Annotated in this window: 25 protein-coding genes and 1 pseudogene; 14 read left to right on the forward strand and 12 right to left on the reverse strand. The window is 68.3% G+C overall.

The genetic code is table 11. The annotated features are described in order from the left end of the window. Nucleotides 1-2 precede the first annotated feature (2 nt). On the reverse strand, nt 3-1,733 hold the full coding sequence (locus tag B3D50_RS13800; protein WP_286952045.1) for an amidohydrolase: 1,731 nt from the start codon (nt 1,731-1,733) through the stop codon (nt 3-5). A 162-nt stretch (nt 1,734-1,895) separates the two neighbouring features. Here B3D50_RS13800 and B3D50_RS13805 point away from each other — a divergent pair, with 162 nt between their 5' ends. Continuing rightward, complete coding sequence (locus tag B3D50_RS13805) at nt 1,896-2,255, forward strand: DUF3060 domain-containing protein (RefSeq protein ID WP_286952047.1); 360 nt, start codon at nt 1,896-1,898, stop codon at nt 2,253-2,255. A gap of 17 nt (nt 2,256-2,272) precedes the next feature. Here the strand turns inward: B3D50_RS13805 and B3D50_RS13810 are convergent, their stop codons facing one another. Both B3D50_RS13810 and timA read right to left on the reverse strand, forming a co-directional pair. Beyond that, nucleotides 2,273-3,415, reverse strand: a complete 1,143-nt coding sequence (locus B3D50_RS13810; protein WP_286952049.1) for an MltA domain-containing protein — start codon at nt 3,413-3,415, stop codon at nt 2,273-2,275. Next, nucleotides 3,415-4,032, reverse strand: a complete 618-nt coding sequence (gene timA / locus B3D50_RS13815; RefSeq protein WP_003166542.1) for a TIM44-related membrane protein TimA — start codon at nt 4,030-4,032, stop codon at nt 3,415-3,417. The genes B3D50_RS13810 and timA overlap by 1 nt, the downstream gene beginning before the upstream one ends. A gap of 253 nt (nt 4,033-4,285) precedes the next feature. Here timA and secB point away from each other — a divergent pair, with 253 nt between their 5' ends. Continuing rightward, nucleotides 4,286-4,813: a protein-export chaperone SecB gene (gene secB / locus B3D50_RS13820; RefSeq protein WP_003166543.1), complete on the forward strand. Its 528-nt coding sequence runs from the start codon at nt 4,286-4,288 to the stop codon at nt 4,811-4,813. A gap of 106 nt (nt 4,814-4,919) precedes the next feature. Then, nucleotides 4,920-5,261, forward strand: a complete 342-nt coding sequence (locus tag B3D50_RS13825) for a putative quinol monooxygenase (RefSeq protein ID WP_286952052.1) — start codon at nt 4,920-4,922, stop codon at nt 5,259-5,261. Here B3D50_RS13825 and dnaQ read toward each other — a convergent pair. The 6 genes and pseudogenes from dnaQ to B3D50_RS13855 all read right to left on the reverse strand — a co-directional run bounded on the left by dnaQ (nt 5,219) and on the right by B3D50_RS13855 (nt 9,684). Then, entirely contained in the window at nt 5,219-5,944 is a 726-nt protein-coding gene (gene dnaQ, locus B3D50_RS13830) for a DNA polymerase III subunit epsilon (RefSeq protein WP_286952053.1), read from the reverse strand. The two genes, B3D50_RS13825 and dnaQ, sit on opposite strands and share 43 nt — an antisense overlap. A gap of 38 nt (nt 5,945-5,982) precedes the next feature. Next, complete coding sequence (locus B3D50_RS13835) at nt 5,983-6,819, reverse strand: aminoglycoside phosphotransferase family protein (RefSeq protein WP_414632916.1); 837 nt, start codon at nt 6,817-6,819, stop codon at nt 5,983-5,985. Then, a pseudogene (gene coaE, locus B3D50_RS13840) lies at nt 6,799-7,386 on the reverse strand (dephospho-CoA kinase); the annotation flags it as partial. The pseudogene coaE and the gene B3D50_RS13835, both read right to left, overlap by 21 nt. After that, nucleotides 7,383-8,222 (reverse strand): shikimate dehydrogenase family protein, encoded by an 840-nt coding sequence (locus B3D50_RS13845; RefSeq protein WP_286952055.1) that lies wholly within the window; start codon nt 8,220-8,222, stop codon nt 7,383-7,385. The gene B3D50_RS13845 and the pseudogene coaE, both read right to left, overlap by 4 nt. Next, nucleotides 8,219-8,818: a Maf family protein gene (locus tag B3D50_RS13850; protein WP_286952057.1), complete on the reverse strand. Its 600-nt coding sequence runs from the start codon at nt 8,816-8,818 to the stop codon at nt 8,219-8,221. The genes B3D50_RS13845 and B3D50_RS13850 overlap by 4 nt, the downstream gene beginning before the upstream one ends. Next, nucleotides 8,815-9,684, reverse strand: coding sequence for a pyruvate, water dikinase regulatory protein (locus B3D50_RS13855; RefSeq protein WP_286952058.1), 870 nt, complete (start codon nt 9,682-9,684; stop codon nt 8,815-8,817). The genes B3D50_RS13850 and B3D50_RS13855 overlap by 4 nt, the downstream gene beginning before the upstream one ends. A 484-nt stretch (nt 9,685-10,168) precedes the next feature. Between B3D50_RS13855 and hemE the strand changes: the two genes are divergently transcribed. The 11 genes from hemE (at nt 10,169) to B3D50_RS13910 (ending at nt 20,940) form a co-directional block, all read left to right on the forward strand. Next, the gene (hemE, locus tag B3D50_RS13860; RefSeq protein WP_286952060.1) at nt 10,169-11,203 is read left to right on the forward strand and encodes a uroporphyrinogen decarboxylase; all 1,035 of its coding nucleotides are present in this window, start codon (nt 10,169-10,171) and stop codon (nt 11,201-11,203) included. Further along, a complete protein-coding gene (gene hemH / locus B3D50_RS13865) occupies nt 11,200-12,279 on the forward strand; it encodes a ferrochelatase (RefSeq protein WP_286952062.1) in 1,080 nt (359 codons plus the stop codon). Before hemE ends, hemH begins: the two co-directional genes overlap by 4 nt. A 10-nt stretch (nt 12,280-12,289) precedes the next feature. Further along, nucleotides 12,290-12,757 carry a CopD family protein gene (locus B3D50_RS13870; protein WP_003166551.1) on the forward strand — a complete coding sequence of 156 codons (468 nt, stop codon included), beginning with the start codon at nt 12,290-12,292 and terminating at the stop codon, nt 12,755-12,757. 252 nt (nt 12,758-13,009) lie between these two features. After that, nucleotides 13,010-14,506 carry a transcription termination factor Rho gene (gene rho, locus B3D50_RS13875; RefSeq protein WP_312162479.1) on the forward strand — a complete coding sequence of 499 codons (1,497 nt, stop codon included), beginning with the start codon at nt 13,010-13,012 and terminating at the stop codon, nt 14,504-14,506. Between the two features lie 73 nt (nt 14,507-14,579). Then, nucleotides 14,580-14,819 (forward strand): DUF6489 family protein, encoded by a 240-nt coding sequence (locus B3D50_RS13880; RefSeq protein WP_003166554.1) that lies wholly within the window; start codon nt 14,580-14,582, stop codon nt 14,817-14,819. Between the two features lie 10 nt (nt 14,820-14,829). Next, nucleotides 14,830-16,143 carry a tRNA uridine-5-carboxymethylaminomethyl(34) synthesis GTPase MnmE gene (gene mnmE, locus B3D50_RS13885; protein WP_286952066.1) on the forward strand — a complete coding sequence of 438 codons (1,314 nt, stop codon included), beginning with the start codon at nt 14,830-14,832 and terminating at the stop codon, nt 16,141-16,143. A 64-nt stretch (nt 16,144-16,207) separates the two neighbouring features. Further along, nucleotides 16,208-18,121 (forward strand): tRNA uridine-5-carboxymethylaminomethyl(34) synthesis enzyme MnmG, encoded by a 1,914-nt coding sequence (mnmG, locus tag B3D50_RS13890; protein WP_286952068.1) that lies wholly within the window; start codon nt 16,208-16,210, stop codon nt 18,119-18,121. Next, nucleotides 18,121-18,741, forward strand: coding sequence for a 16S rRNA (guanine(527)-N(7))-methyltransferase RsmG (gene rsmG, locus B3D50_RS13895; protein WP_286952070.1), 621 nt, complete (start codon nt 18,121-18,123; stop codon nt 18,739-18,741). The genes mnmG and rsmG overlap by 1 nt, the downstream gene beginning before the upstream one ends. A 19-nt stretch (nt 18,742-18,760) precedes the next feature. Further along, a complete protein-coding gene (locus B3D50_RS13900) occupies nt 18,761-19,567 on the forward strand; it encodes a ParA family protein (protein WP_046652686.1) in 807 nt (268 codons plus the stop codon). 30 nt (nt 19,568-19,597) lie between these two features. Then, on the forward strand, nt 19,598-20,485 hold the full coding sequence (locus B3D50_RS13905; protein WP_286952072.1) for a ParB/RepB/Spo0J family partition protein: 888 nt from the start codon (nt 19,598-19,600) through the stop codon (nt 20,483-20,485). A 266-nt stretch (nt 20,486-20,751) separates the two neighbouring features. Then, entirely contained in the window at nt 20,752-20,940 is a 189-nt protein-coding gene (locus B3D50_RS13910) for a hypothetical protein (RefSeq protein WP_286952074.1), read from the forward strand. Nucleotides 20,941-20,968: 28 nt separating this feature from the next. On the opposite strand, the gene holA is transcribed toward B3D50_RS13910, so the two are convergent. Genes holA through leuS form a run of 3 tightly spaced genes read right to left on the reverse strand, consistent with a single transcriptional unit; the run spans nt 20,969 to nt 25,111 of the window. Then, nucleotides 20,969-22,021 (reverse strand): DNA polymerase III subunit delta, encoded by a 1,053-nt coding sequence (gene holA / locus B3D50_RS13915; protein WP_286952076.1) that lies wholly within the window; start codon nt 22,019-22,021, stop codon nt 20,969-20,971. A gap of 10 nt (nt 22,022-22,031) precedes the next feature. Next, on the reverse strand, nt 22,032-22,517 hold the full coding sequence (gene lptE / locus B3D50_RS13920; RefSeq protein WP_286952078.1) for an LPS assembly lipoprotein LptE: 486 nt from the start codon (nt 22,515-22,517) through the stop codon (nt 22,032-22,034). Then, nucleotides 22,517-25,111, reverse strand: coding sequence for a leucine--tRNA ligase (gene leuS, locus B3D50_RS13925; protein WP_286952080.1), 2,595 nt, complete (start codon nt 25,109-25,111; stop codon nt 22,517-22,519). Before leuS ends, lptE begins: the two co-directional genes overlap by 1 nt. Nucleotides 25,112-25,195: the final 84 nt, after the last annotated feature.

The raw sequence follows: 25,195 nt of genomic DNA on the forward strand, positions 1-25,195 counted from the left end.
CCTCAACCCAGCTCGACCGGACGGCCGTCCTTATAGACGTCCGTGACCTTGATCCCGGCCAGACGGTCGGGATCGACGGTCACGGGGTCCGCATCCAGCAGGACCATGTCCGCCAGCTTGCCGGACGTCAGCGAGCCCTTGCGGTCGTCCTCATAGTGCTGCCAGGCGGCCCACAGGGTCATGGCCTTCAGGGCGACCTCGACCGGCACGCGCTCGTCCGGCCCCAGGATGTCGCCCGAGCGGGTGCGGCGGGTGACCGTGGCCGACAGCACCCGCAGGGCGTCGGGATTGGCCACCGGGGCGTCGTGGTGGCTGGTGAAGCGCATCCCGCACCGCCACGCCGAGCCGCACGGCGAGATGAACTCAGCCCGACGCGGCCCCAGCACGGAATCGCGGTGCCAGTCGCCCCAGTAGAAGGTGTGCATGGGGAAGAAGGAGGGCACGATTCCCAAGGCCTTCACCTCGTCCAGCTGGTCCATCCGCGTCGTCTGGCCGTGGATCAGCACCGGGCGCCGGTCGCGGGCGCCATGCTTGCGGCTGGCTTCGCGCACGGCGGCGATCATCAGGTCGATGGCGGCGTCGCCGTTGGCGTGGACTTCAATCTGCCAGTCGTTGGCGAAGGCCAGGTCCACGGCGTCCAGGGCCTGCTGCTCCGTCACCGCCGGATAGCCGCGCCAGGAGGCGGGCTGACCTTCGGGCGGGACGAAATAGGGCTGGGACAGCCAGGCCGTCTTGGCCTGGGGCGAGCCGTCCAGCGTCAGCTTGACCCCGCCGATGCGGAACCGGCCCTGATAGCTCCGCCGATACAGGGGCGTGGCCATGACGTCGGTCGAGGTCAGGATGTCGGGGAAGGACAGGATGTCGATGGGCAGGGCGTCCGCCTCGGCCAGTCCCGCCACCATGCGGCAGGTGTCGGTGGAGGACCGCCCGTCCTGGGCGGTGGTGTATCCGAAACGGGCGTAGTAGCGCGCGCCCTCGACGATCATCTGGCGGTTGGCTTCGGCGTCCAGTCGGGTGAACAGGGCGCCCATGACGGCGAACAGGGCCGTCTCCTCCAGTACGCCATCGGGCTCGCGCGAGCCGTCCTTGCGTCGGAACACGCCGCCGGGCGGATCCGCCGTATCCGTCCCGACGCCCGCCGCGGCCAGGGCTGCGCCGTTGGCCGCGCCCAGATGCCCCGACTGGTGCAGGAACAGCACCGGCACGGCCTCGGATATGGCGTCCAGCTCGTCCCGCGTGGGGTGGCGTCGTTCCTTCAGCTGGGAGTCGTCGTAGCCGAAGCCGATGACCAGGCCGGTGTCGCGCACCAGCGCCTCGTGCCGGTTCATCCAGTCGCGCGTGATCCGCTGCAGGGCGGCGATGTCGTTCCCTTGGCCGTCCGGCGCAGGCAGGAGGTTGGCGTAGCGCGCCTGCAGCCCGACCATGGAGACGTGCCCGTGCGGATCGAAGAAGCCCGGCAGCAGGGTCCGCCCGTCAAGATCCACCAGGCGCGCGCCTCGCCCCGCCGCCGCGCGCACCGCGTCCAGGGCGCCGACCGCCAGGATGGTCTGCCCGCGCACCGCCACGGCCTCGGCCGACGGCTGCGCATCGTCCATGGTGCGGATCGGACCGCCGTGGAAGACCGTCGTCGTCGCCGCGCGGGCCTGGACGGCGCCCGCCGACATCAGACCGCTGGCGGCGGCGCCGGCCATAAACAGCCGCCGGTCCAGATAGCTCCAGGCCCCCTTCGGCATAACCGTTTCTCCCTGTTCGAAAGGCAAAGCCAGAACCCGCCTTCGCGTCAGACGGTTCCGCCATTGGAAATCCGGCGATCTGTAAAGCGGCCTGAGGCCAGGAACCAATGCCTGAGGCGGACATTCATCACGGTTTCAAGCTAGGCCATACCGAACCTCCCCATGTTGTTCACGCCGCTCGCCTCTCTCGCCCTCATGGCCCTCGCCCCCTTGCCTGCCCAGGTCGGCAGCGTTGATCTGAGCCCTGACCTGATCGAAATCGCCGGCGAGGGTCACAAGCGGACCATTCCCTGCCAGGGCCGCCGCGTCGAAATCCAGGGGACCAATCACGACATCACCCTGACGGGCGTATGCGCGGGCCTGGAGCTGACGGGCGTAGACAACAAGGTCTCCATCACCCTGACGCCTGACGCGGTTCTGGAGGTTTCGGGCGCGGGACAGGTCGTGCGCTGGCGCTCCTCGGGCCAGCCGCGTCAGATCGTAGACGGCATCGACAATACGGTTACGCGCGTCCGAGACTGACGCGAACGGCGGCTGATCTAACCGCGCGGGATCAGCCGCCACATGCGCAAGGGGTGGCGCACCGCGCCCGCCTCATGTCCCGCGGCGTCGCCGCGCCCGATATAGAGATCCGCGCGCACCGGTCCGCGAATGGCCGAGCCGGTGTCCAGCGTCATGACCAGGCCGCGATAGCTGGCGCGGGCGCCTCGCAGATTGCCGCCGTCCGCCTCGATCCAGGCCGCCTCGCCGTAGGTCCAGCGTGAGGGATCGACCGCCACCGAGCGTCGCGCGGGCAGGGGCACGCCCGCCGCGCCGGTCGCCTCATTGCCGTCGTCGGCGCTGGTGGTGAAGAAGATGTAGCGCGGGTTCAGCGCCATCACGCGCCGCGCCTCAGGCCCGCGATGGGCCGCCAGCCAGCCGCGGATGGCCTCGCCCGAGGTTCCGTCTCTCGGCAGCAGGCCTTCCTCGGCCATCGGTCGGGCGATGCCGACGAACCTGGCGCCGTTGTCGGCGGCGTAGGCGGCGCGCAAGCGGGCGCCGTCAGGGAAGATCAGAGTTCCCGAACCCTGAATCTGCAGGAAGAACAAGTCTTCGGCCTTCATCCAGGCCAGGGCCGTGGACTGGGCCGATCCCGCCTCGATGGCGGCGCGATCGCCCACGCTGGACAGATTGGCCGGGCGGCTGAGAACCGGAGCGTCGAACTCGGCGTCAGGCGTGCGACGGGCCGGATACTCGGGCGCGAAATAGGCGGTCAGCAGGCCGCGCCCGCCGTCGTCGGTGCGGACTTCGGTCGCCGTGAAGCGGCTTTCAAGGAAGGCGCGGGCGTCGCTGGGATTGGCGCGGCCGGCCAGGGCGCGGGCGTCGCGGCAGGTCTCGACAGCGATGCGCGACGGGCCGCAACCGGCGGCGTAGGCGCGCAGGGCCGCCAGATGGTCCTCCTCGGCCCAGCCGGGCAGTGAGGCCAGATTGAGGTCTCCGGCGACAGGCGGAACCGGCGGCGACACCGGCGGCGGCAGGGGGACAGGACCAGGCGTCGGCGGAACCGGACGCGGCGTCGAGGCGCAGGCCGCCGCCAGCAGGGTCAGGGCCAGAACGCCGGACAGGCCGCCCAGCCGCCCAAGCGGAGCCGTAAGGAGACGGGCCGCGCCCGTCTGATCGAGGGGCGCGGACCGTGCGATCATCAGGCGGTCGCCGGCTCGACGCGGGCCAGGGCCCAGTTGGGGTCCGAGGCGCCCAGGCGGCGCTCGAAGGTCCATATCTCGGCGGTGCGGCGCTCTTCGGTGACGGTCTCGCCGCCCGAGGGCGTCAGCGAGCCGCGCACCTCGGCCAGGAAGCGCACCTTGGCCAGGGCGCGGTCGCCCTCGGTCGTGGCCAGCTCCAGATCGGCGCGCGGGGCATGGACCAGTTCGACGCTCTCGGCGTCGCCGCGCGCCTCTCGCGCCGCGATCCCGGCCTCGAACGATCCCATGACCTTGTCGGTCAGCAGCGGACGCAGGGCGTCGCGGTCGCCCTTGGCGTAGGCGCGGACGATGGTCTCATAGGCCTGACGCGCGCCTTCCAGGAAACGGTGCGGGTCGAAGTTCGGATCGCGCGTCTTCAAGCCTGCGATGGCGGCCGTCAGCGCGGGGTCGACAACGGGGCCGCGCGCGGCTTCAGGCGCGCCGGCAGGGGCTGCGGGGACCGGAACGGGCTTGGGATTGTCCTCGGGCTGACGGCCGACCTTCTTGCCCAGCACATTATAGAGTTGGAACAGCAGAACCGCCGCGATGACGGCGAAGATCACGATCTGAAAGGTCACCGGCACGGTGGGTTCCTCGACTAGTCAGGCCTCATCTTCCCGACAGGGAAGCGCCTCGGGTTTCTCCCCAAAGGCGAAAGGGCAGCTCATACAACGTGATTAGGGGTCGATCCGGGCGGGCGCAAGGCGAAGCGAGAGGCGAACGCGGGTCTCGGCGTTGCGACACAGGGTCTCGCCATGCTACCGCCGCCCCCTCAGACCCGCCTCCAGGGGGAGCGGGACGCCTCATTCCTATAAGACGGTTTCCAGACTCATGACCGACGCCACGCCGCCCGCCGACGCCAATGGCCAGACGCACGATCAAGCCCAGCCTCAGGGCGGCCAGCCGCAAGGCCCCGGGTTCCGCATCCTGGCCCAGTATGTCCGCGACCTGTCGTTCGAGAACCCCAAGGCGCCGGACAGCCTGCGCATCGACGGCAAGCCCGCCATCGACATGGGCGTCGAGATGAACGCCCAGGGCCGCCCGGACGGCCTGTTCGAAGTCGACCTGAAGCTGTCGATCAAAGCCACGGCCGACGACAAGACCCCGGTGTTTCACGTGGAACTGCTCTACGGCGGCCTGTTCGCCCTGCAGGGCGTCCAGCCGCAGGACATCGAGCCCCTGCTGTTGATCGAGTGCCCGCGCTACCTCTTCCCCTTCGCGCGCCAGGTCATCGCCCAGGCGACCTCGGACGGCGGCTTCTATCCGCCCTTCATGGTCGATCCGATCGACTTCGCCGCCATCTACGTCGCTCGCCAACAGCAGATCGCCGGCGCTCCGGCCGAAACCGGCCAGGCTTGATTTAGGTCGCTAACGCGAGGCGCGCGGCGCCTCGCTGCTTGAGCGACTATCCATGGGAGAGAGGGGCGTCTGGTCGGACGCCCCTTTTTCTTGCGCAGGAGGGCCGATGCTCAAGGTCATCGCCGAGGACTTCATCAAACCCGAGCATGTCGAGACTGTACGGCCCCTCTATGCCGAACTGGTGCGGCTGACGCGGCAGGAGCCCTTGTGCCGCGCCTATGACCTGTTCGAGGATCCCAAACAGCCCGGCCATTTCATCTTCATCGAGGAATGGCCTGACCAGGCCGCGCTCGACGCCCACTGCGCCAGCGAACATTTCCAACGCCTGGTCCCCCAGATCGACGCCCATCAGATCCGGCCCGGAACCTACATCCTGATGACCCCCGTCCCGACGGACGCGCCGGTTCAGGCGGCTTCTTCAGCCTCGGTCTCGACCGTCACTCCGTAGCCCGCCCACAGGCTGAAGTACTTGATCGTCTCCTTAAGGAAGGCGAGGTGGGCGGCCTCTTCCTCGGCCGTGACGAAAGAGGGCAGGGGACGCGGCCGGGCGCCGTAGGCGACGCGCTCCGCCGTCTCGGCTACGCCGCCGCGCGTCGAGGTCAGGTCCAGCGCGCGCTCCTTGCCGCCGCGCAGCTCCAGATAGACCTCGGCCAGCAGACGGGCGTCGATCAGGGCGCCGTGCAAGGTGCGCTCGACCAGGCTGATCTTGTAGCGTTTGCACAAGGCGTCCAGCGAATTGGCCATGCCCGGAAACCGCTTCTGGGCCAGGGCCAGGGTGTCGATCCAACGATCCTGCGTCGGCGGGGTGCGGCCGATGCGGCCGATCTCGAAATCGATGAAGTTGCGGTCGAAGTTGGCGTTATGCGCGATCAGGGGCGCATCGCCCAGAAACTCCATCAGGTCATCGACGACCTCATGAAACTTGGGCGCGTCCTTCACCTTGTCGTCGGTGATGCCATGCACCTTGATGGCGTCCGGCGGGATCAGCCGCTCGGGGTTGATGAAGCGGTGAAAAGTCCGCCCCGTCGGCAGCAGATCCTCGATTTCGATGCAGCCCACTTCGATCAGCCGGTCGCCCGTCTTGGGATCGAAGCCGGTGGTTTCAGTGTCGAGAACGATTTCGCGGGCCATGCCCCTTAATGCCGGGGTTCGGCCCTCAGCGAAAGGGTTCAGCCCTCCAAGGCGCGACGGATCGCCCGCGCGACCGCCAGGCTGCGTTCCGCCTCCTCGTGGTTCTCGTCCTCCAGATGCCAGGCGGCGGCGAGGCAGGCGTGGCAGAAGCCCCAGGCCATGACGGCCTTGGCGGGCCGCCCGACCGCCGGCCCCAGGGCTTCGGCCAGGCGCCGCGCCCGTGCGGGATCGGTCCGGAGATCCTGCCGCTCCAGCGGATTGTAGAGCAGATTGGCCGCGTCATAGGCCGGATCGCCCAGGACGCCGTGCGGATCGATCGCCAGCCAGCCGCGCGGGCCGTGCAGGATGTTGTCGTGATGAAGGTCGCCGTGCAGCGGCCGGATCGGCGCTCCCTCGGCCATCAGGCCCGCCGCCATGGCCGCCGCCTCGCCAAACAGCCCGCCCTGTCTCGCCGCCTCAAGCCCTAGGGCGGCGAAGCGGTCCGCCATGGTCTGAAGACCTTCGGCCGGGCGATCCGAAGGCGCATGGAGCGCGCGCAGCACGTCGGCGGCGATGCGGGTCGCGGCCTCGTCGCCCTCCGTCTCCAGCACGGCGGACAGAGGGCGGTCGCCGGCGTCCTCCAGCCATTGCCAGGGGCCCTGGGCGCCGAGCAGACGGATCGCGCCCGACCCGTCGCGCCAGCGCAGCCAGGCCACGGCATGGGGCGCATCCGGCGCCGCTTGCGGGCTCAAGCGCTTGAGCACGCTGGTGCGGCCGTCGGGCGCGATGGCCCGCCAGGCCGTTCCGCCCACGCCTTCGGCCAGCAGTTCCAGACGGCCCAGGCCCCAGGCGGAAGGCGGCGCGGGCTTCCAGTTGGGTTCGAGAACCTTCGCCACGACCGCCCGCACCTGGTCGCGCGCGGCCTCCAGACCATGTCCGGTATCGATCAGGAAGTCGGCGCGGGCGCGCTTTTCCGCATCGGGCGTCTGGCGCGCCAGGATGGCGTCGAACCGCTCGCGCGTCATGCCGGGGCGGGCCAGAACGCGCTGGGCCTGAATCTCGGCGTCGGCCGTGACCACCGCCACGGCGTTGACGAAGGCGTCGCCCCCCGTCTCGAACAGCAGGGGGATGTCGACGACCGCCAGACGCGCCCCGCCTTCCGCCGCCGCCTTCAGCGCTTCGGCGCGGTCAGCCGCGACCAAGGGGTGGACGATGGCCTCCAGCCGCTGGAAGGCGTCCTCGTCGCGGCCCAGGGCCTCGGCCAGGCGCAGGCGGTCGACCGCGCCGTCCACGACCACGCCGGGGAAGGCCTGCGCCAGCGGCGCGACCGCCGCGCCGCCGGGGCCATAGAGGCGATGAACGGCGGCGTCGGCGTCCCACACCACAGCGCCCTCGTCGGCGAACATCCGGGCGGTCGTCGACTTGCCCATGCCGATCGAGCCGGTCAGGCCCAGGACGATCATGCCGTCTCTCCCAGATGGTTCAGCAGGATGGCGCGCAGGTCCAGCGTCGGCGGCGGGCGGCGGAAGATGGCCTCGAACGACGGCGCCGCCTGGCCGATCAGCATGGCCAGCCCGTCCACCGTCGTCAGCCCTCGCGCGCGAGCCGCCGCCAGCAGGGGCGTGACCACGGGCTTGTAGGTCATGTCCATGACCACGGCCGAAGGCTTCAGCGCCGCCAGCGTGATATCGGGCGCGACGCTCAGGGCGTTGATGACCAGATCGGCGCCCTCCAGCACGTTCGCATCCGGGGCCACCGACACCGCCGGACCGAGATCATCGGCCAGGGCCTCGGCCCGTTCCCGCGTGCGGTTGAGAATGGACAGGGCCGCGCCCGCCTCAATCAGCGCGCCCGCGCCGGCCCGCGCCGCGCCGCCCGCGCCCAGCATGACGACGGTGGCGCCGTTCAGCTTCAGCTTCGGCGCCTGTTCGGCCAGGGCATAGAGCACGCCCGCGCCGTCGGCGCTGTCCGCCCGCACCCGCCCGTCCGCGAAGACCAGGATGTTGGCCGATCCCGTCATCTGCGCCGCCGCCGCAGCCTCGTCCGCCAGGGCGAAGGCCTGCTCCTTGAACGGCGCCGTGACGTTGACCCCGGCGATCAGCCCCGCGCGCCCCGCCGCGACCAGGGCCTCGAACCCGGCGGCGTCCCTCGGCGCAAAGGCGACGTAGGCGCCGTCGACGCCGCCGGCCTCCAGCCAGGCGTTGTGGATCACCGGGCTGAGCGAATGGCTAACGGGATTGCCGACGATCCCGCCCAGCAGGGCGGCGCCCGTGATGCGGCCGACTGACGATCCGCTCATGACGCGATCACGCCCGCGCGTCGCAATTCGGCCAGGACAGGCCACAGCGGCAGGCCCAGGACGGTGAAGTAGTCTCCCTCGACCGCCTCGAACAATTGCGAGCCCAGCCCCTCCAGCCGATAGGAGCCGACGCAGGCCAGCAAGCCCTCGCCTTCCGTCGCCAGATAGGCGTCGAGGAAGGCGTCGGAAAAATCGCGCATCTTCATCTCGACCGTATCCGCGCCGGACCAGACCACCTGGCCGTTGCGGGCCAGGGCGGCGCCGGAATGCAGTTGGTGCGAGCGGCCGCGCATGGCGCTAAGGCGTTCGCGCGCAGCCTGAAGCGTCGGCGCCTTGGACACCAGTCCTCCCTCGAACGACAGGGTCTGATCCGCGCCCAGCACCCAGGCGTCGGCGTCATGGCGCGACACCGCCAGCGCCTTGGCCCGCGCCAGCTCGACCGCCAGCTCGACCGGATCGACGCCCGGCGTCTTCAGGGCGTCCTCATCCACGTCGGCGACTTGGACGGCGAAGGGCACGCCGGCGTCGGTCAGCATGGCGCGGCGCGCGGCGCTCTTGGAGGCCAGGATCAGGCGTTCGCCGTCGGTCGTCGTCACATCGGGGCTCCCAGCTTGCGGCCGCGCCGCTCGCTCAACAGGTTAATGATGGCGGCCGCCGTCTCTTCGACCGAGCGACGGGTCACGTCGATGGTCGGCCAGCCGCGCCGTTCGAAGGCGCGGCGCGCCTTGATGGTTTCCTCGCGCACGGCGTCATGGTCGACATAAGCCGAGGCGTGGCCCGCGTTCAGCCCATCCAGCCGGTTGCGGCGGATCTGGACCAGGCGATCGGGCGAGACGGTCAGGCCAACGACCAGCGGCTTCTTCAACTCTGTCAGCCGCTCGCCATCCTCCTGGCCGGGAACCAGGGGCACGTTCGCGGCGCGAATGCCCCGGTGCGCCAGATAGATGCAGGTCGGGGTCTTGGAGGTCCGGCTGACCCCGCACAACACCACATCGGCCTGCTCCAGCTGCTCCAGCGTGCCCTGGCCGTCGTCGTGGGCGATGGCGTAGTCGAGGGCGCCCATGCGGTTGAAATAACCCGTGTCCAGGGCGTGCTGCGCCCCGACCCGCGCCGAGACGTCCGCGCCCAAATAGCGCGACAGGGCGCCGACCAGCGGATCCAGCGCCCCGATCTGCGGCATCTGCAGCTGGCGACAGCCTTCCTCGAGCTGTTCGCGCAATTCGCGGTCGACCAGGGTGTGCAGCACCACGCCGGGCGCGGCCGCCACCTCTTCCAGCACCCGGTCCATCTGCTTGGTCGAGCGCACCAGGGCGTAGATGTGCTCGATGGGAATGACGCCGTCGAAGCGGGCGACGACAGCCTTGGCCATGGCGTTCAGCGTCTCGCCGGTCGAGTCCGACACCAGGTGGACGTGGAAATAGGTGGCCAGGCGCGAAGCGCCGATCGGTCGGGCGGGGCTCATGAGATCGGCGTCTCCTTCCAGGCGGCGGTCGGATCATCCCCGCGCCCTGTTGAAAAGCCGGGGCGCCGTTCGTGAAAGACCGGGCGCCGAATCCTCTAGCAAGCCTGGCCGCCGGTCGCGAGCGGGGATCGCGGGCGCCGTTGTGATGATCGGCGCCGGAGTCGTCCGCCTGGGCGCCGAGGATTCATCCCGTGCTGGGGGCAGGACATTTTGTCCAACAACGGCGCCTGCGGATTCACCCACAACGGCGCCCAGAGGCAAGCCAGAGTCTGACGGGCGTTTCACGGCTTATCCCCATGACTCACACCCCGCCTTGTAAACGCCTGGGTTTCCACGCCGCGATCAGGGGACAAGCGGGGGTCGAACCGGGACTGCCCGCAGTTATCCCCGCGCTCCCCGGCCCTGCTTCCACCTACCAATTCTTTCAATTCTTAAATCTGAATAGGGATTGAGGCTTGGGGGTGTGCATCCTAAAGCCCGAAGCATGAGCACGCCCCTTCTGATCCAGGCTCTCCAGGGCCGAACCCTATCCCGCCCGCCCGTGTGGTTCATGCGTCAAGCCGGGCGCTACCTGCCGGAATACCGCGCGCTGCGAGCCAAGGCGCCGGACTTCATCGCCTTCTGCCTGAATCCGGAAATGGCGGCGGAAGCGACCCTGCAGCCGATGCGCCGGTTCGGCTTCGACGCCGCCATCGTCTTCGCCGACATCCTGCTGATCCCCGGCGCCCTGGGCCAGAAGGTGTGGTTCGAGGCGGGGGAAGGGCCGCGTCTCGGCGCTCTGCCGTCAGTGCAGTCCATGGCCGACAGGGCTCAGCAGGCTGGAGAGGCCCTTAAGGCCGTGGGCCAGACGCTCAGCCTCGTGCGCGCGGAACTGGAGCCTGAACGCGCCCTGATCGGCTTTGCCGGGGCGCCGTGGACGGTCGCAACCTATATGCTGGACGGCGAAGCGCGCACCATCGGCAAGGGCGAGCGCGCCGCCGCCCGCACCTACGCCTATACCAACCCCGAGCTGGTAACGGGTCTGCTGGACGTGCTGGTGGAGTCCACCGCCCACTATCTGAAGATGCAGCAGGACGCCGGCGCCCAGGTGCTGAAGATCTTCGAGAGTTGGGCCGAGGGCCTGCCTGACGATCTGTTCGAGACGCTGGTGTTGAAGCCGCACCAGAAGCTGGTGGCCCGCGTTCGTGAACTGGGCGTCACCGTGCCGTTGATCGGCTTCCCGAGAGGCTCGGCGGCGCTGGCCGAACGCTACGCCCGCGAATGCGACGTGCAGGGCGTGGCGCTGGACACCGCCTGTCCGCTGGACATCGGCCGGCGGGTTCAGGCGATCAAGCCTATTCAGGGCGCGCTGGATCCCTTGTTGCTGCGGGCGGGCGGCGACGCCCTGGATCGCCGCGTCGATCAGCTGATGGAGGCCTGGGGGCAGGGCCCGTGGATCTTCAACCTGGGCCATGGCATCCTGCCGGACGTGCCGATCGCTCACGTCGAGCAGGTGTTGAAGCGGATCGGCGCCCAATGAGCCGGACCGCCACACCCCCTGAGGGACGACCCAACCGGCGCGTGGCGGTCGTCCTGACCAATCTGGGCGGTCCTGATCGTCCCGAAGCGGTCAAACCCTTCCTGTTCAACCTGTTCAACGACCCGGCCATCATCGGCCTGCCGGGGCTGTTCCGCACGCCGCTGGCGAAGTTGATCTCCAGCCGTCGCGAGACCTCGGCCCAGGCCAACTACGCCCTGATGGGCGGCGGCTCGCCCCTGCTGCCCGAGACGCAGAAGCAGGCCGAGGCCCTGTCGCGCGCCCTGGCGGACGCTTCGCCGGGCGACGACAGCCGGGTCTTCATCGCCATGCGGTACTGGCATCCGCTGACCGAAGAGACGGCGGCGGCGGTCAAGGCCTTCCAGCCCGACCAGATCGTCCTTCTGCCCCTCTATCCGCAGTTCTCGACCACCACGACGGCCTCGTCGCTGAAGAAGTGGACCGAGTGCTACGACGGACCGGGCGAGACTCACGTCGTGTGCTGCTATCCGGACGCCGAGGGCCTGATCGAGGCCCAGGCCCGTCTGATCCGGCAAACGCTGGACAAGGCTGAAGGCAGACCGGTGCGCGTGCTGTTTTCGGCGCACGGCATTCCGGAAAAGCTGGTCGCAGCCGGCGATCCCTATCAGGCCCAGGTCGAGGCGACCGTGGCCGCTGTCGTCGAGCACATGGGCCTGACCGACTGGGCCATCTGTTATCAGAGCCGGGTCGGACCGCTGAAATGGCTGGGGCCGGCCACGCCGGACGCCATCGAACAGGCGGCCAAGGACGGCGTGGGCGCCGTCGTCGTGCCCATCGTCTTCGTCTCCGAGCATATCGAGACCCTGGTCGAGCTGGACATGGAATATGGCGAGCTGGCGCATAAGGTCGGTTGCGCGCCCTATCTGCGAGCGCCGACGGTCAGCGCGGATCCGATCTTCATCACCGCCCTGGCCGATGCGGTCGGACGGGCGCTGGAGACGCCGGGGACCGCGCCGCAGGGCGCCTCGCAGGGGGGACCATGCGCCCACTTGAAAGCCTGCCCATCTGGCTGTTCAAAGAGCTCAAGGGCGGCCTGAGGGGAGCGACATGGACTATTACAACCTGGCCCGCGGGCTGCACATTCTGGCGGTGATCGCCTGGATGGCCGGCATGCTCTTCCTGCCGCGTCTGTTCGCCTATGACGCCGAGCAGAACGCCAAGCCCGAGCCCCTGCGCGGCGAGATGCAGGCCCTGCTGCGCGTCTGGCAGACGCGGTTGCTGCGCATCATCATCAACCCGGCGATGATCCTGGCCTTCGTCTTCGGCGGCTGGCTGCTGTGGCTGCGCAGCGGCGACGGCGCCGACTGGTCCTTCGCGCATCAGCCGTGGATGATGACCAAGCTGATCGGCGTCTTCTTGCTGGCGGCCTGGCACGGCTTCCTGGCGGGGCAGCGCAAGAAGATCGCGGCGGGAACGTCGAAATATTCGGGTCGCTTCTGGCGCATGACCAATGAGATTCCCTTCGTCCTGGCCATCATCATGGTGCTGTCGGTGACGATGGAATGGAGTTTCTAGGGCCCCTAGCGCGGGCGACGCGGTCGCCCGCTGTTTGAGGGCCCTTGACCGGCACGGGTCTTTCGTGGTTCCGCTGCGGTGAACCGTGCGGCCGATCCGTGGCAGCGCGGTCCCTCTCTTTTCGCGACGCCTGCCGGTTCGAACCTGCGGGAGATCGTCGCCCTCCCTCCCAGCCCCTGAGGCTGAAGCCATCGACGACCTTCTGCTCCTGGGCGCCCTGCGGTGTCCGGGTGCGCGAACGAGCACGCCATCATGACCGATACGCCTGAGACGCCGGAAACCGAAGTCACTGAAAACACGGTGGAAACGCCTGTTGAGCGGCCGCGCCGCACCCTGAGCCTAGGGGGCAGCCGTGGGGCGGCGCCGGTCGAGGAAGCCGCGCCCGAAGAACCCGTCGCGCCTGTCGTTGAAGACGACGACCACGGCGTGGACACGACGGCCGAGGAGGATGACGAGGACGATGACGGCGAGCCCATTGTCCCTAACGGCCGCATCACCCTGCAGGAACTGAACGAGAAGACGCCGGAAGACCTGGTCGCCTTCGCCGAAGGCCTGGACATCGAGAACGCCGGCAACCTGCGCAAGCAGGATCTGCTGTTCGCCATCCTCAAGACCTTGGCCGACGAAGAGGTCGAAATCATCGCCTCCGGCGTGCTGGAGATCCTGCCGGACGGCTTCGGCTTCCTGCGCAGCCCTGACGCCAACTATCTGCCCGGCCCGGACGACGTCTATGTCTCGCCGTCGCAGATCCGCCGCTTCGGCCTGCGCTCGGGCGACACGGTGCACGGCGCCGTGCGCGGTCCGCGCGAGGGCGAGCGCTACTTCGCCCTGCTCAAGGTCGATACGATCAACTTCGAAGATCCGGAGATGGTCAAGACCAAGGTTCTGTTCGACAACCTGACGCCGCTCTATCCGGAAGAGCGGCTGCACATGGAAATCCAGGATCCGACGCTGAAGGATCGCTCGGGCCGGGTCATCGACATCGTCGCCCCGCTCGGCAAGGGCCAGCGCTGCCTGATCGTCGCCCCGCCGCGCGTGGGTAAGACGGTGATGCTGCAGAACATCGCCAAGTCGATCGAGCGCAACCATCCGGAAGTCTTCCTGATCGTCCTGCTGATCGACGAACGTCCGGAAGAAGTCACCGACATGCAGCGCACGGTGAAGGGCGAGGTCGTCGCCTCGACCTTCGACGAGCCCGCCACTCGTCACGTCGCCGTGGCCGAAATGGTGATCGAAAAGGCCAAGCGCCTGGTCGAGCACAAGAAGGACGTGGTGATCCTACTGGACTCCATCACCCGTCTGGGCCGCGCCTACAACGCCACCGTCCCGTCGTCGGGCAAGGTGCTGACCGGCGGCGTCGACGCCAACGCTCTGCAACGTCCCAAGCGCTTCTTCGGCGCCGCGCGTAATGTGGAGCAGGGCGGTTCGCTGACCATCATCGCCACGGCCCTGATCGACACCGGCAGCCGCATGGACGAGGTGATCTTCGAAGAGTTCAAGGGCACCGGCAACTCGGAAATCGTCCTGGACCGCAAGGTCGCCGACAAGCGCATCTTCCCGGCCATCGACGTGCTCAAGTCCGGCACCCGCAAGGAAGACCTCATCACGCCGAAGGACCAGCTGGCCAAGACCTATGTTCTGCGCCGCATCCTCAACCCGATGGGTCCCCAGGACGCGATCGAGTTCCTGCTCGACAAGCTGCGCCAGTCGAAGAACAACTCGGACTTCTTCCAGTCGATGAACACCTGATACTGGCCCTAGCGCCGCCCGCGCGGCGGGCGGCTGCTTGAGGGCTGTTTCACGTGAAACACGCGAGGGCGTCATGAAGCTGAACATCGAGATCGACTGCACCCCGGCCGAGGCCCGGGCCTTTCTGGGCCTGCCGGACGTGACGCCGCTCAACGATCATCTGGTCGCCGAGATGCAGAAACGCATGGACGCCAACATGGCCGCGATGCAGCCCGATGAACTGATGAAGACCTGGACCAGCTTCGGCGTTCAGGCCCAGGACCAGTTCCGCCGCCTGATGGAAGCCGCCGTCACGGGCGCGGCAAAACCTTGAGCCTGACGGCGTGAGCGACACCATCTTCGCCCTCGCCACTCCGCCGGGGCGGGGGGCCATCGCGGTGCTGCGCCTATCGGGTCCGGCCACGGAAACGACGCTGACGGCGCTGGGGGCTGGGGGACTGACGCCACGCCTGGCCTCGGTGCGCAGTTTGCGCCAAGAGGGCCGTCTGATCGACGAGGCTCTGGTGCTGCGATTCGTGGCTCCGCGCTCCTATACGGGCGAGGACTCGGCCGAACTGCATCTGCATGGCGGTCGCGCCGTGGTGGAGGCGGCCAGCACCGCCCTGATCGCCCTGGGCCTGCGCCCTGCCGAGCCGGGCGAATTTACCCGACGGGCCTTCCAGAACGGCCGCATGGATCTGGCCCAGGCCGAGGCCGTCGCCGACCTGATCGACGCGGAAACGGACGCCCAAAAGACCCAGGCTCTGGGCCAGCTCGACGGCGCGCTGTCGGCGGCCTACGCCGGTTTCCGCCGCGATCTGCTGAAGGCCCTGTCCCTGGTTGAGGCCGAGATCGACTTCCCCGACGAGGAAGTGCCCGACAATCTGGCGCGCACCGCCGGGCCGATTCTGGATGCCCTGGCCGCCGACCTGCGCGCGGCCCTGGCCGATTCCGATCGCGGCCGACGGGTGCGCGAGGGTTATCGCATCGTCCTGATCGGCGAGACGAATGCGGGCAAGTCTTCCCTGTTCAACGCCCTGGTGGCGCGGGAGGCGGCCATCGTCACCCCGATCGCCGGGACGACGCGCGACGTGTTGGACGCGGACATCATGATCGGCGGCTACGCCGTCACCTTGTCGGACACGGCGGGTCTGCGCGATAGCGACGATCCGGTCGAGGCGGAGGGCATCCGTCGCGCCCGCCTGCGCGCTGAGGGCGCCGACCTGCGTCTATGGGTTCGTTCGCCCTCTACCGAAGGCGATACGGATCCGGCTTTCGGCTTCATCCGTTCCTCGGACCTTCAGGTGTTGAACAAGTCCGACCTGGGCGCCGTGGCGACATCGCCCGATCTCGAAGCCTTGAGCGTCAGCACGACGACGGGGCAGGGGCTGTCTGAACTGCATGACTGGATCGCGGCTCGCCTGGCCCGCGACCTGTCCGGCGCCGACTTCCCGGCCGTGACGCGTGAGCGCCATCGTCGTCGCCTGGCGGAAGCTCTGACCGCGGTTGAGGCAGGGCGTCGTGCGCTCGATCTGGCGCCGGAGATGGCGGGCGATGATCTGCGCCGCGCCGCCGACGCCCTGGCCCGCGTCACCGGGGCCATCGGGGTGGAGGACATTCTGGGCGAGGTCTTCTCCTCCTTCTGCATCGGCAAGTAGGGCCCGGCTTTCGCCTGTTTCACGTGAAACAACGGTTCTCGAGCCGGTGGCGATTTCGGCTCGAATGGACTATGTGGACGCCATGAGTTCGACCCCCGATCATACCTTCGATGTCGTCGTTATCGGCGGCGGCCACGCCGGATGCGAAGCCGCGACGGCCGCCGCGCGCGCGGGCGCCCGCACCCTGCTTCTGACCCAGAAACTGGAGACCATCGGCGAGATGAGCTGCAACCCGGCCATCGGCGGCCTGGGCAAGGGTCATCTGGTGCGCGAGATCGACGCTCTGGACGGCGTCATGGGGCGTCTGGCGGACGTGTCCGGCATCCAGTTCCGCATGTTGAATCGCTCCAAGGGCGCCGCCGTGCGCGGTCCGCGCAGCCAGATCGACCGTCGCCTGTATCGCGAGGCCATGCAGGCCGAGCTGGCCGACTATCCGAACCTGACCCTGATGGCGGGCACGGCCGAGGGCCTGATCCTGAACGGCGAGCGGGTGGTCGGCGTGACGACAGGGGCAGGGGAGACGATCCGCGCTGGCGCCGTGGTGCTGACGACCGGCACCTTCCTTAACGGCGTCATCCATCGCGGCGATCTGCGCATTCCAGCGGGCCGATATGGCGAAGACCCCTCGACGGGGCTGGCGGGCGATCTGCACGCGGCCGACCTGATGATGGGGCGGCTGAAGACCGGCACTCCCGCGCGCCTGGACGGTCGAACCATCGCCTGGGATCGGCTGGAGATGCAGGCGGCCGACGATCAGCCCGCGCCCTTCAGCTTCCTGACGGACCGCATCGAGGTGCCGCAGATCGCCTGCGGCGTCACCCACACGACGGAAGAGACGCATCGCATCATCGCAGAGAATCTGGGCGAGAGCGCCGTCTATGGCGGACGCCTGTCGGGGCGCGGTCCGCGTTACTGCCCCTCGATCGAGGACAAGGTGGTGCGTTTCGCAGACAAGACCAGCCACCAGGTCTTTCTGGAGCCGGAAGGGCTGGATGACCCCAGCGTCTATCCGAACGGCATATCGACCTCGGTGTCGGACGCGACCCAGCTGGCCTTCCTTCACACCATGCCGGGGCTGGAGAAGGTCGAGGTCTTCCGCTTCGGCTACGCCATCGAGTACGACTATGTCGATCCGCGCGAACTGACCCCGGCGCTGGAGGTCAAGAAGCGCCCCGGCCTCTACCTCGCGGGCCAGATCAACGGCACGACCGGCTATGAAGAGGCGGGAGCCCAAGGGCTGATCGCGGGTCTTAACGCGGCTCGCGCCGCCGCCGGTTCCGACCCGCTGATCCTCGGCCGGGATCAGGCCTATATCGGGGTGATGATCGACGACCTGGTGACGCGCGGCGTCACCGAACCCTATCGCATGTTCACCAGTCGCGCCGAATATCGACTGACGCTGCGGGCGGATAACGCCGACCAGCGCCTGACGCCGATCGGCATCGAGGCCGGGATCGTCAGCGCCGAGCGCGCCAGGGTATGGCTGGATAAGGCTGACCGGTTAGACCGGGCGAACCATGTTTCACGTGAAACACAGTTCACGCCCAAGGAGGCGGGGGCTCTGGGCATCACCGTCAATGCGGATGGGCAACGCCGCTCGATCCGCGATTTGCTGGCCTTCCCCAACGTGTCGCTGGATCAGTTTGTTTCGGTCCGGCCCGAGATCGCTGACTGGCCCGCCGCCGTGCGCGAGCAGGTGGAGATCGACGCCGTCTACGCCGGTTATCTGGACCGTCAGGCCCAGGACGCCGAGGCTCTGGGGCGGGAGGAGGGGCTGTCCTTGCCTGCTGATCTCGACTACGCGGCCATCGGCGCCCTGTCGAATGAGGTGCGTGAGAAGCTGGCCATGATCCGACCTCTGACTCTGGGCCAGGCCGGGCGGATCGAAGGGATGACGCCGGGCGCCCTGACGGCGCTGCTGGCGCATGTGAAAAAGGCCAAGGGTGTGGAAGCCGATCTTGCGGCGGTCGTCGCCTGATGTCGGACGCCATTCAGACCTTCCGCGCCCAGACGGGCGCCAGCGACGCCAACATCGCCGATCTGCAAGCCTTTCTCGCCATGCTGACCGAGGCTAATGAGGTGATGAACCTGGTCGGGCCGGATACTATTCCCGACTTTTGGAACCGCCATGCCTGGGACAGCGCGCAGCTGTTGAACTTGGCGCCGGAGGCCAAGACCTGGGCTGATCTGGGGGCGGGGGCGGGCTTTCCCGGCGTGGTCCTGGCGATTCTGCTGAAGGGCCGCCCGGGCGCCCATGTCTGGCTGATCGACAGCCTGGGCAAGCGGTGTCGTTTCCTTCAGACCATCGTCGATGCGCTGGATCTGCCCGCCACGGTCGTCAACGGGCGAGCTGAGGAGCAGACGATTTCCGTCGACGTCGTCACCGCGCGCGCAGTGGCGGCGATGGACAAGCTGCTGGGTTATGCACAGCCCTACTTCCAACGCGGTGCAAAAGGCCTGTTTCTCAAGGGAGAGAAGGCCGAGGCTGAGTTGAAAGAGGCCCGCCGGGTCTGGCAGTTTGAAGCTGAGCTTACGGTCTCGCGCAGCGATCCGCGCGGCCGCATCGTTTCACTGGGGAGCCTTCGCCGTGTCCGTTGAGTCCGTAAAGCAGCCCCGCGTGCATGAAACCCGCGTCCTGGCGGTCTCCAACCAGAAAGGCGGGGTGGGCAAGACCACGACCGCCATCAACCTGGGCACCGCCTTGGCGGCGATCGGGGAGAAGGTGCTGATCGTCGACATGGACCCGCAGGGCAATGCCTCCACGGGTCTGGGTGTTCCACGTGAAACACGGCGGGTGACGATCTATGACGTCATCGTCGACGGCCGTCCGGTAGACGAGGCCGCCATTGAGACCGCGGTGCCGGGGCTGTTCATCGTCGCCGCCGACGCCGACATGTCGGGCGTCGAGATCGAGCTGAGCCAGGCGGATCGCCGGTCCTATCGCCTGCGCGACGCCCTGGCGAAGCAGGGGGGCAATGGTCATGCCCGGTTTGACTATGTGCTGATCGACTGCCCGCCGTCGCTGAATCTTCTGACGCTGAACGCCATGGCGGCGGCCGACGCCGTCCTGGTGCCGCTGCAGTGCGAGTTCTTCGCTCTGGAGGGCCTGACCCAGTTGATGCGGACCATCGACATGGTGCGCCAGAGCCTGAATCCGGCGTTGGAGATTCAGGGGCTGGTCCTGACCATGTATGACCGCCGCAACGCCCTGTCGGGTCAGGTGGCGGCCGATGTGCGCGCCCATTTCGGCGACAAGGTCTATGACAGTGTGATTCCTCGCAACGTCCGGGTGTCCGAGGCGCCGTCCTTCGGCAAGCCGGCGCTCATCTATGATCTGAAATGTGCGGGCAGCCAGGCCTATCTGAAGCTGGCCCGTGAACTGGTGGCGCGCGAGCGTCAGCGCCGTCAGGCCCTGGCCGCCTGACCTAACTTGTAAAGCAACGGAAACAGCATCTTGTCCGAACGTCAGCGTGGTCTGGGCCGGGGTCTCTCGGCGCTTCTGGGAGAAAACGCGCAGGAGCCTGTCGCCGTCGACGCGACCGGCCCGGCGCCGGCTGGCGTGCAGCGGGCGCCGATCGAGGCGCTGAAGCCAAACCCGGACCAGCCGCGCAAGATCTTCGCCAAGACGGATCTGGACGAGCTGACGGCCTCCATCCGTGACAAGGGCGTGCTGCAGCCCATTCTGGTGCGGTCGCAACCGGGCGAGCAGGGCGTCTGGCAGATCATCGCCGGCGAGCGCCGCTGGCGCGCCGCCCAGGCCGCCCGCCTGACCCAGGTGCCGATCGTCGTGCGCGAGATGGACGACATCGAGGTGCTGGAAGTCGGCGTCATCGAAAACGTCCAGCGCGCCGACCTGAACCCGATGGAAGAGGCCAACGCCTATGCTGTCCTGATGGAGCGCTTCGGCCGCACCCAGGACGCTTTGGCCGGGGTGGTGGGCAAGAGCCGCAGCCATGTCGCCAACACCTTGCGCCTGCTGCAACTGCCCGAGGCGGTGCGCGAGCATGTGGTGCGGGGCGATCTGTCGGCCGGCCACGCCCGGGCCTTGATCACGGCGCCGAATGCCGAGGAACTGGCGACCGAGGTCATCGCCAAGGGGCTGAACGTCCGTCAGACTGAGGCCTTGGCGCGTCGCGCGGCGGAAGGCCCGAAAACACTCAAGGCCAGGCCGGTCATGAGCGGCGAGGGCGCGGCCGATATCGCGGCCCTGGAGCAGGATCTGTCCGACGCGCTTGGCCTGAAGGTCTCGCTGTCCGACAAGGGCGGCAAGGGCGAGATCACCGTCAAATACGGCACTTTGGAACAGCTCGACGACCTTTGCCGACGCCTGATGCGGGGCTGACGCCCAATAACGAAAAAGCCCGTCCAGGAACGAGCCGGGACGGGCAAGTCGGGGATGAGAGCGAGTGCTGACACGACAGCAGGTGATGACGCGCATGACTCGATCGATGATCGAGGACCGATCAACGCCATAGAAATCCACTATATACGTTTATGTCAATACAGCTCGTTTGGCGTATTGGTCAGGGCTTGGGGACGTCTAAGCGGAAAGAGCGGCGCAGGGCCTTGAAGGGCTTGTTTTTCGCGCAGGGCTGCTAGGATCGGCTCATGAACGAAATTTCCAAGAAATCGAGCGCTGCTGAGGCGCTCAAGCGTGCGCTGGCCGCGAAGAAGACGGCTCAACAGGATGGCGGCTTCGTCGGCATTGATGGAGCTCGCAAGGCAGAGCGGTCGATGCAACGTCAGGCGGCGGCCTTGAACAAGCCCGCCTTCCGTCGCGCCTCCAAGCGAGGCTGAGGGACGCCGCCGCCGTCTCGTGCGCGCCTTAAAGCCCCATGCGCTTGGCGCGAGCGGCGATCTCCAGCAGCAGGCGTTCGGCGATCAGGGCTTCGGGCATGCCTGTGGTCTTGGTCATGACGTCGGCGGTGTTGATGCTGTCCTGCACTTCGTCGAGCAGTTCGAGCCGCCAGGCGCGCGATTGGCGCAGCATTTCCGCTTCCTGTTTCCAGAACACGCCGGCGGCCTTGGCGGCCTCCTTGGCGCCCGCGCCGTTGGCTTGCAGGACATTGATCCGGCGCAGTTTTCCGAGATGAAGCGAGGCCATGCGTACGGCCATGACGGCGCTTTCGCCTTCGGCCAGGGCGCGGCGCAGACCCGCCTGGGCGGGGCCGGGGCGGCCGCCGAAGGCCTGCAAGGCGGCGTCTGACAGGGAGGCGTCGGGCTCGACCCCCAGGTGGGCGTCCAGCTCCTCGACGTCGATGGTGCGGCCGGAGCCGGGGCCGATGTAGAGGATCAGCCGCTCGATCTCCTGACGCATCAGGCCGCGTTCGCGGGGCAGGCGGGCGACGAAGCGGTCCAGGGCGTCGGAAGACAGGCCCACCTTGTCGACGCCCAGGGCCTCGCGTGTCATGCGGGCGACATCGCCGACCTCGTCTTCATAGCAGGCGATGGCGACCGCGCCCTGGGCCTTTTCGGCGGCCTTGCGCAGGGCGGATTCGCGCCCCAGCGCCCCGGCCTCGATCACCAACATGGCGTCCGGGTTGTAGGCACCCTCGGCGTGGGCGGTCAGGGCGGCGGCCACGGCCTTGTCCACGCCTGCCTTGCCGTCCGACAGCCGGATGCGCACCAGGCGCCGCCCGCCGATCATGCTGAGCGCCGTCAGCGCCTCCTCCAGTCGCACGGCGTCGCCGTCGATGTCGGCTTCGGTCAACAGGGTGACGTTGAAGGGGTCGTTGAGGTCCGGCGTGATCGTGCGGCACAGCGTCAGGGCGCGCTCGGTCACGCCCGAACGGTCCTTGCCGTGGATGACGGCGGCGCGGACGCCTGCGTCCGGCGCCTTCAGGAAGCGGTCGACGTCGGGCCGCTTGGACAGGATCATGCGAAGGCCTTCAGATCCCCGCCAGGACGCGCATCATGTCCAGGCGGATCAGACGGGCCAGGTCGGCGGCGGCCCGGTCCTCGCCGTCCTGCTGGGCGGCGATGGCGGCGTAGGGCTGATCCGCGGCGGCGTAGGTGACGGTCGTCGTCTGCACGCCCTTGATCGTCTCGCCGCCTGCGACGGGGGTCAGGGCCCAGGCGGCCTTGACCGTCAGCTCATAGCGGCTGGCGGTGTCGTCGATGCGGCGGCCCAGAGGGCGGCGGCTCTGCTCGATCTCGGTCGTCAGGCGATAGAGGGGGGCCTGGCCGCCGCCGTCGCGGCCGAAGGCGTCCTCCAGCTGCTCGCGCAGGCGATAGCCCAACCGGTCGTCCGGCGTGGTCACGGCGATGCGCGACAGGCCGCCGCTGACGCCGGTCTCGCCGTACATGGGCGTGAAGCCGCAGGCCGACAGCAGGCTTGCGCCCGCCACGACGCCGAGCAGGGCCAGGCGGCGCATCAGCCGGCCACCAGATTGACGATACGGTCGGGCACCACGATCACCTTGCGAACGCTGAGGTTGTTGGCGGCAAGGTAGGCCTGAACCGTCGGATTGGCGAGGGCGGCGGCCTCGACCGTCGCATTGTCCGATCCGCGCGGCAGGACGACTTCGCCGCGACGTTTGCCGCCGATCTGCACGGGCAGGGTGACCTGGTCCTCGGCGGCCAGGGCCGGGTCATAGACGGGCCAGGGCGCGTCCAGCACCATGCCAGCCTCGCCCAGCCGGGTCCAGCATTCCTCGGCCAGGTGCGGGGTGAAGGGCGCCATCAGCCGCGCCAGGGCGGCCAGGGCGGTCTTCTTCGCCTCGGCGCCCGCCTTGTCGTGTTGGCGGATGGTCGCCAGGAAGGCGTAGAGCTTGGCCACGGCCGAGTTGAAGCGGAAATGCTCGACGCCCTCGCTGACGGCCTTGATGGCCTTGTGCGTCTCGCGGATCAGGGCGGAGTCCGCATCGGGGTTCGCGGGCGCGGCGGCGTCGAAGCCGTCGAACTCGCCCCAGACGCGCTGGACGAAGCGGGCGGCGCCTTCGACGCCCCCGGTCGACCACTGGATGTCGCGCTCAGGCGGGCTGTCGGACAGGATGAACAGGCGTCCGGCGTCCACGCCATGGGCGGTGATGATGTCCTGGGGCGCGACCACGTTCTTTTTGGACTTCGACATCTTTTCGATGTCGCCGATCGTTACCGGGGCGCCGGTGGACAGGCGGGTGGCGACACGCTGGCCGTCCACCGTCTCGATGCGGACGTCCGACGGCTCGACCCAGCGCGGCTTTCCGCTGTCTTCATGGCCGTCGAAATAGGTCTCGTGAACCACCATGCCTTGCGTGAACAGGCCCGCGAACGGCTCCTTCACGTCCATCAGCCCGGCGTCCGACAGGGCGCGGGTGATGAAGCGGGCGTAGAGCAGGTGCAGGACCGCGTGCTCGACGCCGCCGATGTATTGGTCCACCGGCAGCCATTTGGCGGCGGCGGCTTTGTTGATCGGCTCGGCCGCCTTGGGGTCGGCGAAGCGGGCGAAATACCACGAGCTGTCGACGAAGGTGTCCAGCGTGTCCGTCTCGCGCCGGGCGGCGGCGCCGCATGACGGACAGTTGACGTGTTTCCAGGTCGGATGGCGGTCCAGCGGATTGCCGGGCACGTCGAAGGTGACGTCCTTGGGCAGTTCGACCGGCAGCTGGTCGGCGGGCACCGGCACGACGCCGCAGGCCTCGCAGTGGATGACCGGGATGGGGCAGCCCCAGTAGCGCTGGCGGCTGACGCCCCAGTCGCGCAGGCGATAGATGGTCGCGCCTTCGCCCGTTCCGGCGGCTTCGATCCGGCGGATGGCCTCGGCCTTGGCGGTCTCGATGTCCAGACCGTTCAGGAAATCGGAATGGAAGATGGAGCCGGGGCCGGTATAGGCCTCGTCCGCCACGGCGAAGTCGTCGCCCGCGCCCTCGGGGCGGACGACCGGGATCACCGGCAGATCGTATTTGCGGGCGAAATCCAGATCGCGCTGGTCATGCGCCGGGCAGGCGAAGATGGCGCCCGTTCCGTAGTCGGACAGAATGAAGTTGGCGATCCAGACCGAAACCTCGGCGCCGGTGAAGGGATGGACGACCTTCAGCCCCGTGTCCCAGCCGATCTTTTCGGCCTGTTCGATGTCGGCCTGGCTGGCGCCGCCCTTGCGGCATTCGGCGACGAAGGCGGCGACCTTGGGGTCGGCCTCGGCCAGCTGCTTCGAGATCGGATGATCGGAGGCCAGACCCATGAAGCTGGCGCCGAACAGGGTGTCCGGGCGGGTGGTGTAGATCTCCAGCCCATCGTCGAACCCAGCCGGGGCGGAGCCCGCCCAGGCCCATTTCATCTGCAGGCCCTTGGACCGGCCGATCCAGTTTTCCTGCATCAGGCGGACCTTCTCGGGCCAGCGGCCTTGCAGCTCGGCCAGACCGTCGATCAGATCATCCGCATACTGAGTAATGCGCAGGAACCACTGGTTCAGCTTGCGCTTCTCGACCACGGCGCCCGAACGCCAGCCGCGCCCGTCGATGACCTGCTCATTGGCCAGGACGGTGTTGTCGACCGGATCCCAGTTGACCACGCCGTCCTTGCGATAGACCAGGCCGCGCTTGAACAGCTCCAGGAACCAGGCCTGCTGCTTGCCGTAGTAGTCGGGGTCGCAGGTGGCGAACTCGCGGCTCCAGTCCAGCGACAGGCCCAGCAGCTTCAGCTGGTCGCGCATCGCAGCGATGTTGGACCAGGTCCAGTCACCGGGATGGACGCCGCGTTCCATGGCCGCGTTCTCGGCCGGCATGCCGAAGGCGTCCCAGCCCATCGGGTGCAGGACGTCGAACCCTTGCGCCCGTTTGTGACGCGCCACCACGTCGCCCATCACATAGTTGCGAGCGTGGCCCATGTGGATGTTGCCCGACGGATAGGGGAACATCTCCAGAACGTAGTATTTCGGACGGCCGGTGTCGGCGTTGGACACCGAGAAGGCGTCGGCCGCAGCCCATCGGGCCTGCTGGCGGGGTTCGGCGGTCTTGGGCTCGTAACGAGACGGGCTGGGGCGGGCCACGGCGTATCCTGAGGCGGCGCCTCAGGCGCGAAGCTTGAGGCGGGCCTGAGGACGCGTTGAAGACGAAAGGTGAGGGGCGGCCGG

Origin of the sequence: Brevundimonas sp. UBA7507 (assembly GCF_002478355.1) — a bacterium.
GTDB classification, from domain to species: domain Bacteria; phylum Pseudomonadota; class Alphaproteobacteria; order Caulobacterales; family Caulobacteraceae; genus Brevundimonas; species Brevundimonas diminuta_D.